General features: G+C 47.1%; 20 protein-coding genes. 7 read left to right on the top strand and 13 right to left on the bottom strand.

Going from position 1 to position 14,762, the window contains the following annotated elements:
- The 4 genes from U9P07_13335 to eno all read left to right on the top strand — a co-directional run bounded on the left by U9P07_13335 (position 1) and on the right by eno (position 2,603).
- Positions 1 to 411 carry an iron-sulfur cluster assembly scaffold protein gene (locus U9P07_13335; GenBank protein MEA2110387.1) on the top strand — a complete coding sequence of 137 codons (411 nt, stop codon included), beginning with the start codon at positions 1 to 3 and terminating at the stop codon, positions 409 to 411.
- Positions 398 to 868 (top strand): ATPase P, encoded by a 471-nt coding sequence (locus U9P07_13330; GenBank protein MEA2110386.1) that lies wholly within the window; start codon positions 398 to 400, stop codon positions 866 to 868. The genes U9P07_13335 and U9P07_13330 overlap by 14 nt, the downstream gene beginning before the upstream one ends.
- Positions 869 to 877: 9 nt before the next feature.
- A complete protein-coding gene (locus U9P07_13325; GenBank protein MEA2110385.1) occupies positions 878 to 1,180 on the top strand; it encodes a J domain-containing protein in 303 nt (100 codons plus the stop codon).
- Positions 1,181 to 1,319: 139 nt separating this feature from the next.
- Entirely contained in the window at positions 1,320 to 2,603 is a 1,284-nt protein-coding gene (eno, locus tag U9P07_13320; GenBank protein ID MEA2110384.1) for a phosphopyruvate hydratase, read from the top strand.
- A 51-nt stretch (positions 2,604 to 2,654) separates the two neighbouring features.
- On the opposite strand, the gene U9P07_13315 is transcribed toward eno, so the two are convergent.
- The 4 genes from U9P07_13315 to U9P07_13300 form a co-directional block, all read right to left on the bottom strand.
- Positions 2,655 to 2,777, bottom strand: coding sequence for a hypothetical protein (locus tag U9P07_13315; GenBank protein MEA2110383.1), 123 nt, complete (start codon positions 2,775 to 2,777; stop codon positions 2,655 to 2,657).
- Positions 2,778 to 2,857: 80 nt separating this feature from the next.
- Positions 2,858 to 3,904 (bottom strand): cyclic dehypoxanthinyl futalosine synthase, encoded by a 1,047-nt coding sequence (gene mqnC / locus U9P07_13310; GenBank protein ID MEA2110382.1) that lies wholly within the window; start codon positions 3,902 to 3,904, stop codon positions 2,858 to 2,860.
- Between the two features lie 167 nt (positions 3,905 to 4,071).
- The gene (gene mqnE / locus U9P07_13305; protein ID MEA2110381.1) at positions 4,072 to 5,160 is read right to left on the bottom strand and encodes an aminofutalosine synthase MqnE; all 1,089 of its coding nucleotides are present in this window, start codon (positions 5,158 to 5,160) and stop codon (positions 4,072 to 4,074) included.
- Between the two features lie 2 nt (positions 5,161 to 5,162).
- Positions 5,163 to 5,993, bottom strand: a complete 831-nt coding sequence (locus U9P07_13300) for an MBL fold metallo-hydrolase (protein MEA2110380.1) — start codon at positions 5,991 to 5,993, stop codon at positions 5,163 to 5,165.
- A gap of 208 nt (positions 5,994 to 6,201) precedes the next feature.
- Between U9P07_13300 and U9P07_13295 the strand changes: the two genes are divergently transcribed.
- Positions 6,202 to 6,771: an isochorismatase family cysteine hydrolase gene (locus U9P07_13295; GenBank protein ID MEA2110379.1), complete on the top strand. Its 570-nt coding sequence runs from the start codon at positions 6,202 to 6,204 to the stop codon at positions 6,769 to 6,771.
- 156 nt (positions 6,772 to 6,927) lie between these two features.
- On the opposite strand, the gene U9P07_13290 is transcribed toward U9P07_13295, so the two are convergent.
- The 9 genes from U9P07_13290 to U9P07_13250 form a co-directional block, all read right to left on the bottom strand.
- Complete coding sequence (locus U9P07_13290; protein MEA2110378.1) at positions 6,928 to 7,350, bottom strand: type II toxin-antitoxin system VapC family toxin; 423 nt, start codon at positions 7,348 to 7,350, stop codon at positions 6,928 to 6,930.
- Positions 7,347 to 7,589, bottom strand: a complete 243-nt coding sequence (locus U9P07_13285) for an Arc family DNA-binding protein (protein MEA2110377.1) — start codon at positions 7,587 to 7,589, stop codon at positions 7,347 to 7,349. The genes U9P07_13290 and U9P07_13285 overlap by 4 nt, the downstream gene beginning before the upstream one ends.
- Positions 7,590 to 7,790: 201 nt before the next feature.
- Positions 7,791 to 8,255, bottom strand: a complete 465-nt coding sequence (locus U9P07_13280; GenBank protein MEA2110376.1) for a phosphate-starvation-inducible PsiE family protein — start codon at positions 8,253 to 8,255, stop codon at positions 7,791 to 7,793.
- A gap of 150 nt (positions 8,256 to 8,405) precedes the next feature.
- Entirely contained in the window at positions 8,406 to 8,609 is a 204-nt protein-coding gene (locus tag U9P07_13275) for a hypothetical protein (GenBank protein ID MEA2110375.1), read from the bottom strand.
- A complete protein-coding gene (locus tag U9P07_13270) occupies positions 8,606 to 8,926 on the bottom strand; it encodes a PIN domain-containing protein (GenBank protein MEA2110374.1) in 321 nt (106 codons plus the stop codon). Before U9P07_13270 ends, U9P07_13275 begins: the two co-directional genes overlap by 4 nt.
- Positions 8,927 to 9,240: 314 nt before the next feature.
- Entirely contained in the window at positions 9,241 to 9,726 is a 486-nt protein-coding gene (locus U9P07_13265) for a DUF1566 domain-containing protein (GenBank protein ID MEA2110373.1), read from the bottom strand.
- A 57-nt stretch (positions 9,727 to 9,783) separates the two neighbouring features.
- Positions 9,784 to 11,838 carry a TRAP transporter permease gene (locus U9P07_13260; GenBank protein MEA2110372.1) on the bottom strand — a complete coding sequence of 685 codons (2,055 nt, stop codon included), beginning with the start codon at positions 11,836 to 11,838 and terminating at the stop codon, positions 9,784 to 9,786.
- 132 nt (positions 11,839 to 11,970) lie between these two features.
- Positions 11,971 to 12,939, bottom strand: coding sequence for a TAXI family TRAP transporter solute-binding subunit (locus U9P07_13255; protein ID MEA2110371.1), 969 nt, complete (start codon positions 12,937 to 12,939; stop codon positions 11,971 to 11,973).
- 97 nt (positions 12,940 to 13,036) lie between these two features.
- Positions 13,037 to 13,480, bottom strand: coding sequence for a universal stress protein (locus U9P07_13250; protein ID MEA2110370.1), 444 nt, complete (start codon positions 13,478 to 13,480; stop codon positions 13,037 to 13,039).
- 235 nt (positions 13,481 to 13,715) lie between these two features.
- Here U9P07_13250 and U9P07_13245 point away from each other — a divergent pair, with 235 nt between their 5' ends.
- Together U9P07_13245 and U9P07_13240 are read left to right on the top strand one after the other, a co-directional pair.
- The gene (locus tag U9P07_13245; GenBank protein MEA2110369.1) at positions 13,716 to 14,144 is read left to right on the top strand and encodes a nucleoside recognition domain-containing protein; all 429 of its coding nucleotides are present in this window, start codon (positions 13,716 to 13,718) and stop codon (positions 14,142 to 14,144) included.
- Positions 14,145 to 14,160: 16 nt separating this feature from the next.
- On the top strand, positions 14,161 to 14,628 hold the full coding sequence (locus U9P07_13240; protein MEA2110368.1) for a nucleoside recognition domain-containing protein: 468 nt from the start codon (positions 14,161 to 14,163) through the stop codon (positions 14,626 to 14,628).
- Positions 14,629 to 14,762 lie beyond the last annotated feature (134 nt).

The raw sequence follows: 14,762 nt of genomic DNA, 5'->3' as shown, positions 1-14,762 counted from the left end.
ATGGCAATCATAAATCCTAAAATTCGCGATCATTTTACTAACCCCAGGAATATGGGACAGATGGAAAAGCCCACGGTGGTTGGTCGAGGTGGCGATCCTGATGGCTGTGGTGATTATATCGAGCTGCAATTATTGTTGGAAGATGAAATGATTGTTGACATTGCCGCCCGGGTTTTTGGCTGTCCATACGCAATTGCCACCACCAGCATCTTTACTGGACTGGTCAAGGGGAAATTACTTAGCGATGCCCTGGAAGTTGATGCGCAGGCCGTCGTGGATGCTCTGGGAGGATTGCCGGAAGTGAAGAAACATTGTTCACTCATGGGGCCTGAAGCCATGAAAAGGGCGGCTTCCGAATATATTTTCCGCCGGATTACTACCCCCTGTGAGGTGGGAAATGCTAAAGCTTGAAATCCCCGGTCGCAGTGATATTCTCCTGGAGGGGATTGTCCTTGATATGAACGGCACCCTGACGGTGGATGGCGAGCTGGCTGCAAGGGATCGCGAGCTTCTTATACTCCTGGCCGGGAATCTGCAGGTTTATGTCCTGACTGCCGACACCTTTGGCACGGCGGCGATAATGTTTGCCGGATTGCCGCTGGAGATCTGCCAACTCAAGGGGCGGACTGGTTTTCTGGAGAAGAAAAAATTTATCGATTCCCGGAATAGTTCTTCGCTGGCAGCGGTGGGAAACGGTTACAATGATCATTTGATGCTGCAAAGTGCAGCCCTGGGCATCTGTGTTCTTGGTGCGGAAGGTGCTCATCCCCTGACCATGACCCATGCCGACCTTATTGTTCCGTCAACCGGGGCAGCGTTGGAATTATTTCTCCATCCTCTTCGTCTTGTAGCCGGTCTTCGACGTTGAATTCAGACTATGTCAAACTTAGCTGAGATCCTCCGGGCCAGGGAAGTGCTTGGCCTTGGTGATAGTGTTTCATTAAAAGCTCTGCGTGAGCGATATATCTTTCTAGCCAAGCGTTTCCATCCTGATGCAACCTCTCCTGCCGGTGACGGGGATGAACCCTCAACTCTGGCAGAAATTACCCATGCCTACCAGCTGATGGTCTCTTATCTGGAAAATGTCAGCATCTCTTTAGATGACGATGACGTTCGTAAAAATGATCCCCAAGCTTACCACTCGTACCGTTTTCATGACTGGATGGGTGGTAAATCATAAGATTTTACCTCTTGCAGTTAATTTTGTTGCAGGATTGGTTTGCTATTTGGTGAAAAATTTGCTTTATATCAATTACAGCTATTTGAATTTTGATCAATCTGATGATTCTGGTTGATGCCAGGCGGGAAGGAGTCAAGTTATGCCGTTTATTGTTGATGTTGCAGCCATGGAAATATTGGATTCACGGGGGAACCCCACCATTGAAGTAGAGGTATTGCTGGAAAGCGGTGCGGTAGGGCGTGCGGCGGTGCCTTCCGGAGCTTCTACCGGGATTCATGAAGCGGTTGAACTGCGGGATGGCGACCAGGACCGTTATTTGGGCAAGGGGGTTTTGCAGGCGGTTGATAATGTCAATGATATCATTGCTGAGGAAGTCATCGGTTTTGATGCCACCCGGCAGCGGGAGTTGGACCAGGTAATGATTGAATTGGATGGGACTCCCAATAAGGGGAAACTCGGAGCTAACGCGATCCTGGGTGTTTCTCTGGCAGCAGCCAGGGCCGCGGCCGGTTTTCTCAGCTTGCCTCTCTATCAGTATCTTGGCGGGGTCAATGCCCATCTGCTGCCGGTGCCGCAGATGAATATACTTAATGGCGGTCAGCATGCCGATAATAATGTTGATATCCAGGAATTCATGATTATGCCGGTTGGCGCCGGTTGTTTTGCCGAGGCCTTGCAGATGGGGGCGGAAACCTTTCATAATTTGAAGAAGGTCCTCAAGGCAAAAGGATACAATACCGCTGTTGGTGACGAGGGCGGTTTTGCCCCGAACCTGACCTCCAATGAGGAACCATTCCAGTTGATAGTTGAGGCTATCAGCCAGGCGGGCTACGAACCGGGTAAGGATATCAAGATTGCCATCGATTCGGCTGCCAGTACTTTTTACCGTGAAGGCAAGTATCATCTGGATGCTGAAGGCAAGGTGTTGGATGCCGCCGGGCTGGTGGACTTTTATGCCAATCTGGTGGAGAAATACCCGATTGTTTCCATCGAAGATGGTTTGGATGAAGATGATTGGGATGGCTGGAAGCTGATGATGGACCGTCTTGGTAAACAGATCCAGATTGTTGGTGATGATATTTTTGTCACCAACCCCGAACGGCTCGCTCGGGGGATTGCAGAAGGATCAGCGAATTCCATTCTCATCAAGCTGAATCAGATCGGGACTTTGACCGAAACCATAGAAACGGTGGAAATGGCTAAAAAAGCCGGTTATACCGCCGTGGTATCACATCGTTCCGGTGAAACCGAGGATACTACCATTGCTGATTTTGTCGTGGCGCTCAATACCGGCCAGATTAAAACCGGTTCAGCTTCCCGCACCGATAGAATCTGTAAATATAATCAACTGATGCGTATTGAAGATGAGCTGGGAGAACAGGCCCGGTTCCCTGGTAAGGAGTTGTTCTATAACCTGAGATAGGCAGTGAGTTAATCTTTACTCAACTTTCTGAGTTGCATTGCCAAGGACATATTAGCAGGATGTTCGGGCTTGGCTCATAGCGGTATTGGCCGCCGAACGAATCACACGATGTGATTCGCGGCGGACGCCTCGGAAGCCGGCCATGGACGGCCGGCGAGAATGAGCGAGAGCCATGCCGGAACATCCCTGGAAAATTTTGCAGCCTTGCCTGTTGGCAGACAGGTGTTTTAAGTGTAACTCAGAAAGTTGAGTCTTTAATCATATTTCCTGATAATCTCGTATAAAGTGTTTCTCTGGGCCGGCGTAAAGCCGGCCTCTTTTATGGTGCTGACCATCTCTTCAAGTGACATGCGGAAATGGACTCCGGCAGCAGCCACCACATTTTCTTCGATCATGGTACTGCCGAAATCATTGGCCCCGAAATACAGGGCTACCTGGGCCATCTTGGCACCCTGAGTTACCCAGGATGCCTGGATATTATCAATATTATCCAGGACAATACGTGACAGGGCCAGGACCCGCAGATAATCAACTCCGGTCGCGGCGATCGGAACTTCATTGTAGAGATCAGTATTGTCAGGTTGAAAACTCCAGGGAATAAAGGCGGTGAAGCCGCCGGTTTTGTCTTGAAGTTCACGGACCCTGAGCAGGTGATCAACCAACTCCCCCGGGGTTTCAACCGTGCCGAACATCATGGTGGCGGTAGATCGAAGTCCCTGCCCGTGGGCAAGTTCCATTACCTGCATCCATTGTTCCCAGCCGATTTTATTGGGGCTGATGTGACTGCGTACCCGGTCATCCAGAATTTCCGCTCCACCTCCGGGAATGGAGCCAAGTCCAGCCGCTTTCAATCGGGAAATGGTTTCTTCCAGTTCCAGGTTGGATTGCTGGCTGAAGTGCCAGATTTCCGGGGCGGAAAAGCCGTGGATCTGAATAGTCGGAAAATTATTTTTTATATCTGCCAGCAGGTTTTCATAATAATCAATGGTCAGGTGAGGGTGAAGGCCGCCCTGGAGCAGGATTTGGGTGCCCCCTAAATCAACGGTTTCAGCGATTTTCTGATGTAAGGTTTCCTGGTCCAGAACATAGGCTTCGGGATCGGTCTCTTCCCGATAATAGGCGCAGAATCGGCACTGGCAGATACAGATATTACTATAATTGATATTGCGATCAATGACGAAGGTGACCTGGTCCTCAGGTCTCTTGGTCAGGCGGATGCGATGTGCTCGCTGGCCCAGAGAAAGAAGTTCTTCTTCCTGGAAAAGCCGCAGGGCCTCCGATCGGGAAATGCGCTCATTCATGATCTTCCTGTGTGTCGATTGAAATTCAACGATTAACGGCTACCTTGAAAAATGGCCTTTTTGCTCGATTAAGGCGTTAGGCTCAAATTATAATCCTCAAAATAGTAAATATATTCCTGTGGTTATAATTTTCGCCTGCCTTGTACTCAAACAAAAATTCTAATTTTTCAAGACAGCCTAACGTCTTGGTAGAAGGTATCTCGTTCCTGCGGTTGCCGGTCGGCGCGAGTGATTAGGTTACGGATATATGATTCACTGTGACCTTTAGCACTTTTAGCCCCGGCAGCGTGGGTGATTCTTTCCTTGATCACTGTTCCATCCAGGTCATTGACGCCGAAATTAAGACCCACCTGGGCGATTTTTTCTCCCAGCATGACCCAGTAGGCTTTCAGGTGCTGGAAATTATCGAGGAAAAGTCGGGCCAGAGCCAGGGTTTTCAAGTCGTCAACGCCACTGGTTTCCCCCATTTTTCTGATATTGGTATTGGTGGCATGGAAGGCCAGGGGAATAAAGACCTGGAAACCGTCGCTGCGGTCCTGCAGCTGACGGAGCTGTTCCATATGGTCAAGACGGTCGGTGATGGACTCAATATGTCCATAGAGCATGGTGGCATTGGTGGGGATAGCAAGCTCATGGGCAATTGAGATGATTTCCAGCCATTTAACACCACTGATTTTTTCCGGACAGATCTGATTTCTGATTCCCGGAACAAAAATTTCCGCGCCTCCACCAGGCATGGCCTGCAGCCCGGCATTTTTGAGCTGCAGCAAAACGTCTGAAATTGACCGGCCGCTGATCCGGCTGAAATATTCAATTTCGACGGCAGTAAAAGCCTTCAGGGTGATCTGTGGGTGCGCTTCCCTGAGGGACTCCAGCAGCTGCAGATAAAAGCTGAACGGATGGTGCGGGTGGAGACCGCCAACAATATGAAACTCAGTAATGCCCTGTTCTTCAGCATTTTTAACTTCCGCCAGAATATCAGCGATACTTTGTTCGTAAGCCCCTTCTTCCCCTTCCAACTTGCTGTAGGCACAGAACCGGCACTGGTTGACGCAGATGTTGGTGGGGTTAATGTGGTGATTGATATTATAAAAGACAGTGGTGCCATTCATTTCCTGGTTTACATCATTGGCGATTTCTCCCAGGGTGAAAAGGTCGGCTTCCTGGTAAAGAAAGAGGGCTTCAGCCAGGCTGATGCGGCCGCCATGCAGCCGTTGATTGGCAATCCGGTTGATTTCCGCAGTTATAGTACTCACATTTATCCTTCCAGGGTGGCGCCGACACAGCCAAAGAAAAATCGCTCAGGCATGCGGGCATAAATCTGGGCCGATTTTCCCAGGCCGGTACAGTGGGAAACGCCCAGTAATTCTATCTGGTACTGGTCAAGGGCCTTCATGGTTTCGTTAAATTGTTCATCGCTGGAAAAACCTAAGTGAGTGCCGCCAAGGATGGCGTAAATACGGTCCCGGTTCATTTCTTTCAGCACATAACGGATGATATTTACCATGCCGGCGTGGGCGCATCCCAGAACGATGATCACGCCTTTATCTGAGTCAATGACCAGGGAAAGATCGTCTAAGAGAGGATCAGGATGTTGTTTTTCTCCCGCAGCTGTATAGGCGGTCATCTGGGGATCACCGGTTTCAAAACTGGTTTGGCGCGGGATTTCTCCGGTCAGATAAACTGATGGGCCGACTTCAATCATCTTCCGGCCCAGTTTGAAGTGGGCCCCCAATGATTCGAGGTATGAACGTCGATAAGGAATACCGATAAAGCGCTGGGCTTCGCCCCAGAAGCGATCCACAAACATATCCGGGTGACCGAAAACATCCACCGGACCGCGATGCTGCAAGACCGCCGGCAGGCCACCGACATGATCATAATGTCCATGACTGATCATGATGTTGTCGATTTTGCTCAGGTCTTTCTGCAGCACGGCAGCGTTTTGGGTTATTCCCAGCCCCTGACCGGTATCAAAAAGATAAGTCCCTTCTGCTGTTTCGACATGACAGGCAAAGCCATGTTCACCAATACCGCCAAAAGGTATTCCCACAGAATTTTCGCAGAGAATGGTAAGTTTTGTTTTCATGATGCGCTCCTTTCCTCATGGGTTGACGGTCATAATAATGAAGCAAATTTATCATGATGTCAATATGAACTCCTGGTAGAGAGCAAAAAAAGTGATTATTGCCGATTGTCTTTTAAACTGATATTAAATGAGGGTCCCTTGGATTGAGCGACTGAAGCCGAGGCTGAAAAGGCTGGCTGAAAAACAATAATGGTTATGGAGGTTGGATATGCATAAGGCTGCTTTGGTTGTTATTGACATGGTTAAAGATAATCTGGCGAATCCCGAGCACAATCTGGTGGCCCGGGAGGCTGAGGCTATAATTCCGGTTATCAATGGCTTGGCTGCTGATTTTCGGCAAGCGGACTGGCCGGTGATTTATGCCAGTGATTCTTTCCTTGAGGGCGATTTTATTTTTGGCGGCAAAATGGCTCCCCATGCCATTCGCGGAACCGCGGGAGCCGAGGTGACGGATGCTTTATCAAGGGAAGCAGGAGATATACTATTACCTAAACGGCGCTTTTCAGCTTTTTTCAAGACCGATCTTGACCAGACGTTACGAACTTTGAAGGTTGATACGGTGGTTGTCTGCGGCATCACTTCCACGTTTTGTGTTCTGGCCACCGCGCTTGATGCCCTGTGCCATGATTTTAAGACCATTATTGTTGAAGATGGCAGCTGTGCCCACAAAGCTGAGGTACATCAGGCATTATTGGGTTTCTACCGCCAGAATCCCCTGTATCCCTTATTCCAGATTTCGCCGGCAGCAGAGGTTTTTGAACGGATTAACCGGGACTGATTAATCGGTTAAGGGTTCTCTCAAAAATAAATTCACAGAATTGTCGCTCAGAAGAGCCCTAAGTGTGGTGTCATTGCTTCATCTGCTTTACCCTGTCCAACTGAAAGCCGAATGCCTCAGCGCATGCAATCGCTTCCGAAAAACGAATATTCTTTGCTAGACCATCCTCGGCTTGTGAATTTTAAGGAATTGACTCATAGATATTGCCGTTTCTTGAAAGTTGTGAAGTATTCTTTTGTCCTGAGTGACAAGCAAAGCACCAAGGTCTTTGGCCAAATTGACAAATTCACAATCATAAGCCGAGCAACCACTTGAGTGAGATAAGCTTAATACCTGCATTGAATTAATTTCATATTCATTTTCTTTTAGAAGTTCCTCCGCACATTCAAAAATATCAATTGCCTCAGACAATGTAATTATTTTTTTTCTTAAATAAAATGTAAGTACATTTCGGAATTCACTTCTCCACAGTATGGGTGCAGACCATACCGGATCTTTTTTGAATGTTTGTTCAGTAATTTTTGAGTATTCAGAATTCAGGTAAAAATAGCTTATAATATTGGTGTCTACAACTATCATGGCCGTCCTTCTTCTTTAGCTATCCGTAGGATATCACTGGTTAGAAGGAATTTTTTTGTTTTTTCTCTAGAGCGTTTAGCTAAGGCTAGGTGTTGCTCTGGAAGAATAGACTTACTTAACGTCGCCTTCTCGATTAAGCAGATAATTTCACTGTTAATGCTTCGATGATTAGTTGTGGCAACCTGCTTGAGTATCTCGTAGGCATGATCTGGAATATTTTTGACTGTTATATTTGGCATGTTGCCCCCCCCAAAAAAAAGATTAGTTCCCCAATGGTTTCAATATGGTTCTTTTTTCGCAAATTGTCAAGAGGACTTTGAATGTTAAGGATTTACTCAGATCAGAATGAAATAATAGGTGTTAATGATGATAATATTTCTAAAGGCTAACGATTTAATCAGCGGCGCGGTTTTTTGCGCCGTCAGTGTTAAATTGATTCGTTAGGTTTTTTTTGAAATAAGCCAATATGTAACTCCAAGAGCAAACACAACTGCTGCAGTTGCAAGAATAAACGGTGGTGTTATTTTCTCGAAATCAAAAATAATTACTTTACGTGATATGGCCATTAAGGCGGTAGCAACCACCAAGCGGACAGGAATAACGTCAGTCTTTAAGTACATTGAAATATTGATAAAAATCTCAATAGCAATTAAAACCGCAAGAAAAGCACCAAATGTGGCAAGAATGTCATTAATGCTTAGAAGTAAGAATGGGGGGGTACTGATGCGTTGATACAACACATATAGGACGTCGCCTATGCCCCAAACGATAACTAATACCATTAAAGCCGCTAACACTTTTACAGCAAATCGTATAATGCGATGTAAAAAATCAATATAAGGGTCAGCGTGCTTTTTAGTTAGATCATGACCCGGTTCAACAAGCTTATCTTTTTCATTATCCATGTAAATTACCTATTATTGGACCTAACGGGGAACTGAGGGGCCAGGCTTTTAAATCCCAAAAACTCCGATAAAAAGATAAATTTTCCTGAACCAGGCACTCCCGAAAGGCCGCGCAGTAAGCCTGGTCCCTCTCCGGCGTTTTGTTGGGCTTTATTTTTTTCCGGCTTTAATTTGAGTAATGACATCATTCATGGATATGTCATTGAGCCAAGTATCGCGTTCTTTTGTATAGTCTCCTTGGCCTACAGAGAATTGGTTGAGAAACCGAATAGTATCAACAACCCCCATTTCCTTGAATAGAATGTGAGTCGCCTGACGGTTAATTACAGAAACCGGTCTTGTTTGTGTATTCATATTTCCAACTCCATCACTAATTCAGTGGGGGATACCACCTTTGTATTTAATTTATCAAAGCTTTTGGCCTTTTTCAAAAATTTATCATCACAGGTGCAAAAATAATCAATCTTTGAAGTGGATGCAAATGCTAAATGAAGAGCGTCAAGTGTCTTTAAGCCAATGTTTTCGAAGTTCCTGGCAACGATCTTTATTTCACTCGATAATTCAAGGGTTTCTTTTGCAATTTTTAGAATCGCAAAAGCATCTTCTTTACGATCATGATTAGGGATGCGGCTGATTTCGAATAGCAATGCATCAGATGAGATGAGGGTCAAATGATTTGACTCACACTAATGATAGGATAACGAGAATCGCTTCAGCTTCAACGGCTATTCTTGGTTGAGATTTATCATCGAAAGGGCGCTGCAAGCTGCAACAATCAAGATAAATTTTCATTTCATAGCATTCCTACAAACAAAAAACTATCCTGAAAAATATGGCTTTTTCCTGATCGATTTAATAAGTTAAACGTATTTATATTGTAATGCTCACGTTACAGTAGCTTTGGGGAAATAGTCAAGATTCCGCAGGTGCAGGATGTCAGCCGCAGTTTTTTTAATGGTTGGAATGTTCTGCTTAAAAATGCTTTTTATTTGAGGTTTCGTACTGCCAGTGCCCGGAATCCACGTGTTGTTGCCATTCGATCCATATAGCTGTAACCACGGCTGAAATTAAAGACCCTGGCCGTAATCGATTTGTTTTCCGCCGACCATACCCAGACACAGCTTAAGTGGATTTCCGGAATGATGTGTACGGTTTTGCCACAGTCGGCCTGATAACCATGGTCGTCTTGCGCGGTTACATAAAGACTGCGAAGTTCTTTGATGGTTGGCAGCCGCCAATTGTCATAACTTTTTTCGATTGTATAGGGAAAAGTAAAGGTAACCCATCTTTTCGCTTCCTGCCAGTTAATATCTCCCTGGTTATCAAATGTTCCCCACATTAATCCCAGTTGCTGATCAGTGACGGTGCCGTCCTCATTGTTGATGAATCTATCACCGGCTATTGTTGGCAGGGCCGAAATCAACATAATTATAATGATTGCGATAGATAATATAATGGATTTTTTCCCCATAACATCCTCCCTTTATGATGAGTAGATGGTTGAGATCCTGATTAAGTCTCTGGGAAATCAAGCTGTCGCCGCGGTTTTAGCTCTATATCTTTGGAGATAATAGATTGCCGCCCATAAAATCAATCCTGCCGGATAGGCCAGGTATTTATTTGGCAGTGCAAGCAGGTTGGCAAGCATACTGGGGCGATACATGATAATTGTTACTCCCAGCAGGAGAAAAATATCATACCATTTGTTTTTGGTAATAAACCAGCCCTGGGTGGCGGAGGCAAAAGTGCAGCTGCCGATGCAGGCCATGATGAAAATGAGGATGCCCAGGGGCCAGCTGTTAATATTGTGCAGGATCAAATCGCTGTTGAAAATAAACATAAAAGGAATGATGGCGGTTCTGATATCGTACATGAATCCCTGGATTCCCGTGGGAATCGGCTCTGAATGGGCCAGGGCGGCGGCCGCGTATGATGCCAGTCCCACCGGCGGCGTATCGTCGGCGAGAATGCCGAAGTAGAAGCAGAACAGATGGGCGGCCATCAGGGGGACGATAAAGCCGTTGGCGCCGCCGACGTTGACAATGATGGGTGCGGTCAGGGAGGCCATAACAATATAGGTAGCAGTAGTTGGCAGTCCCATGCCGATGAGCAGGCTGGCGATGGCAGTGATGATCAGCATCAAATAAATGTTGCCGCCGGAGAGTTGTTCGACAATTTGAGTGATCATGCCGCCGATGCCCATGTTGACCACCCCGACAATGATGCCGGCCGAGGCGCAGGCTAAGGCAACGCTGACCATATTACGGGCGCCGGAAGACATGCCGCCAAAAATAGTCGAGAGACTTTTTTTCAGAGTTGCGGTGATGGAGCCGCGCTCATGCCGCCAGTCATAGATGTCTTTCAAAATGATGACGCCAAAAAGCCAGAGGATCGAATTAAAGGCTGACTTGTCCGGTGAATGGCGCAGGATGATCAGTTCATAGAGCAGGATGCCGATGGGAAGCAGGAAATGCAGGCCGGACAGCAGGGTTTCCTTCAGCCTTGGCAGTTCATCTTTATTAAGTCCCCGCAGTCCCAGCTTGGAAGCTTCAATATGGGTGATGTAGAGCAGGGCTACATAGGAGGCAAAAGCCGGAATGGCGGCCGCTTTGACGACCGCAATATAGGGAACATTAACATACTCGGCAATGATAAAAGCTGCAGCCCCCATGATTGGTGGAGCCAGTTGGCCATCGGTGCTGGCTGCCACTTCCACGGCGGCCGCTTTGGTCGGCGGATAACCGACTTTTTTCATTAAAGGAATGGTAAAAGTGCCGGTGGTAACAATATTAGCGATGCTGGAACCGGATACCATGCCGGTAAAGCCGCTGGCCAGAACCGCGGCTTTGGCGGGTCCACCTTTAAATTTGCCCAGGAAACACAAGGCCAGGTCAATGAAGAACTTTCCGGCTCCGGCCTTTTCCAGCAGGGCGCCCAGCAGGACGTAAAGAAAGACCACTCGGGCGGAAACATCCAGCGGGATGCCGTAAATGCCTTCAGAAGATAAAGTTATCTGGCTGAAATAGCGGCTTATGGAGACGCCTCGAAAAGCCAGAACATCCGGCATGTAAGGGCCGAAATAGGCATAAAGGGTGAAGGCGATGGCGATAACTGGTAATGCCGGCCCGATGGCGCGGCGGGCGGCTTCCAAAAGCAGGACTAAAAGGACTATACCAAAAACGAGATCAAGGGTGGAAGGCATTCCGGCCCGTCCGGAAATGCTCTCCCATCCAAGATAAAGATAGAGAGCACTGATGGCGCCGACAATGGCGAAAAGATAGTCATTCCAGGGAATACGATCCCGGGCAGCCAGAAAATTCAAATGCTTGCGCGGTTTTTTAAAAATCGGGATGCTGAGAAAGAGAATCAACATGGCAAACGCCAGGTGAATGGCCCGGATGGTAATAGAATCGAGCAGCAGCCAGCTGGAGATGGATAGCTGAAAAATGGACCAGGCAAAGGCTATGACTGGAATAAAGTAGCGTTCCAATCCCTGGAGTATCCGGAATTCTCCGGTTTCTTCGGCAATGATCTCTTCCAGTTGGATTTTTTGTTCGAGATGATCGTCTTCCTTTGCTGCCATTTTGCCATCCTCCCCTGTTCATGCAAAAAAATGGTTGAAAATACTGTGGTGAAGTTTTGGCCTGGAAACCGTCGAATGAATAAAAAAACAGGCAATATCGGAATTCCGGTATTGCCTGTTAGCTGTTTTAGTTTACATTAGGCCGGCTTCCTTGAAATATTTAATGGCGCCGGGATGCAATGGTGCCGATAAGCCTTCGAGCATATTATTCTTGGTCAGGACTGAATATGCCGGATGGAGTTTTTTGAAATCTTCAAAGTTGTCGAAAACTTCCTTGGTAATCGCGTATACCACATCATCGGGAACTTTTGCCGAGGTTACCAGCGTTGCCTTGACGCCGAAAGTCGGGACCAATTCTTCCTTGTTGGTAGCATTGGGGTAGGATTTCATCGGGATGTTGGCTGAAGCATAATATGGGAATTTATCAGTCAAAGGTTTTACTTTGGCAATCGGGACGATATGGACTTTAACCCGGCCGGCGGTAGCTTCCTTGATGGAGCCATTGGGATGACCGACAGTGTAAAAATAGGCATCGATCCTTTCGTCCTGCAGGGCGCTGGCTGATTCCACCGCTTTGATATATTCAGCATTGATGTCTTTTTCCTCATCCAGGCCGGCCAGCCAGAGTGCATCCCGGGAATTTCCCAGCTGTCCGGAGCCGGGATTGCCGATGGCGATGCGTTTGCCCTTCATGTCTTTAAGGGAGTTAATGCCGCTGGCGTCAGAGGCAATCAAGGTGATGGATTCTGGGTGAATGCTGAAAACCGCCCGCAGATCCTTCTGGGGTTTTCCTTTCCATTCCTTCATTCCGTTATATGCCTGGTACTGGCGATCTGATTGGGCGATGCCAAATTCCAGATCTCCATGCATCACGGCATTGATATTAAATACCGAGCCGCCGGTTGATTCAACCGTGGCTTTCAACTTATATACTTTGTATTTTTTGTTGACCATGCGGCTGATGGCTCCGCCGGTGGGATAGTAAACGCCGGTGACGCCGCCGGTACCGATGGTAACAAAACGCATGCGGGCTGATGATTGAACCGGCGCACAGAGGCAGATTAAAGCCAGACTGATTAATAGAACGGTTAATTTCTTCATGAATCTTCTCCTTTGGTTTTGTGGATGAAATTCCTTTAAGAACTAACTAATTCAAATTATGGGGCTTCCAGGCATTCCTCCTTTCTGCTGAGTTTAACTAGTCAGGTTTTCTGGTTACTAAAATAGTATTATTGGTGCGGCGGATCACTTTTTCCGCCGTAGTGCCGTAAAAGTATTTTTTTGCTGCTTGCCAACCATGGGAGCCGATAACCACCAGGTCTACCGGGTTTTTTTCCAGTTCTTCCAGTATCTCAACATAGGGAGTTCCCCGGCGGACATGGTAATGGTATTCAATATTTTTCAACTTGGGAAGTTTGTTTTCCAGATTTTCAAGCCTTTCTTTCGCGTCTTCCAGGGCTCGGTTGCGAATGGCTTCATATTCACTGGCGGAAAGGTAGTGAAAGAGCATGCTTTCATCGCGGTTCACATAGAGAATACGCAGGGTGCTGCCATGGCTGGCTGCCAGATCAAGGGCATATTCAAGGGCATAGTAAGAATCCTCGGAGAAATCGATTGGCACCAAAATATTTTTAATTTTCATTACTTATTCCCCCTTTTTCAGTGCTATATGTTAATGCATATAATGGTGGATATAGCATATATAATGTTAATTGCAAGGGGTAAAATACTTTTTTATTTCAGGGTAGGTGGGAATTTTGAGACCACATAATTATGCAATGACGTAGGTTGGAACTGACAGCCCTGGCCTTTCGAGTTTTTTTGTGTTAGAGGCTCTCAAAATTGCGATTAATTTTTAACCGAACAGGGTGCGGCTGGTGGTTACTAAAGGGACATTTTTGCGAGGGCTGAAAAACGGTTTACTGACTACCTGGGAACTTGCATTGATCATGGTGCCTATTTATCTGGTCATGACCCTTTTATCCCATACCCCAATTTTGAAATGGATCGGCAGGGTTTGTAAGCCCCTGATGGGATTAATGGGACTTCCCGGAGAAGCCGCCATGGGGGTGGTGCTGGGAAACCTGTTGAACCTTTATGCCGCCATCGGGGCGGTAACACCATTATCTCTTGATGGGCCTCAGGTAACGGTTTTTGCTTTACTGTTGCTGCTTTCTCACAGCCTGGTGGTGGAAACCGCGGTCTGCAAGAAGACCGGGATTACCGCCTGGCCATTTGTCTTCTTTCGTTTGGGCATGGGTTTCATGCTGGCCATCGGGCTTTATCAATGCCGGGCATTTTTTTAGGAAAGAGCAAGAATTGATGGAAATTCTGCTGATTTTCATGGAAGGTCTGCGTGGCAGCCTGTTGCAGGTCTGGCATCTGGCGCTGATTGTCGTGCCGCTGATGGTGGGTATGCAGATCCTTGATGATTTGCGAATTTTAGAGAAAGTATCAATCCAGCTGGAAAAGGTGGTCCGTTTCCTCGGGATTTCAGGCGCCGGGGCGTTTCCGCTGGTTATCGGTTTGGTTCTCGGACTTGCGTATGGGGCCGGCATGATCATTCACTATGCTCGCCAGGGACAATTATCCCGGCGTGAGCTGCTGTTGATCGTTACTTTCCTTTCCATCAATCATTCAGTTTTTGAAGATACCCTGCTCTTCGTTGCCATCGGGGCCAACGGCTTGCTAATTCTTCTCATCCGTTTTGCCGCAGCCATTATAGTTACTGTCTTGTTGAATAAACTATTGCCACCAGACGAATCCAATCCATTGCCGGCAAACGATTAACGGCCGGCAATCTTGCCAGCCGTTAATGAGTTTCAGGCATTTCTAAGAATAGATAAGGCGCAGAACCAGCTTTTCTTGTAACTATTCAGCACATCTTTATGAAGTGCACTGCTGTAAGCAAAACCGGGACTGTC

The sequence above is a fragment of the Pseudomonadota bacterium genome (genome assembly GCA_034660915.1).
Lineage (GTDB): Bacteria > Desulfobacterota > Anaeroferrophillalia > Anaeroferrophillales > Anaeroferrophillaceae > DQWO01.
This window is presented reverse-complemented; position numbering and strand designations above follow the sequence as displayed.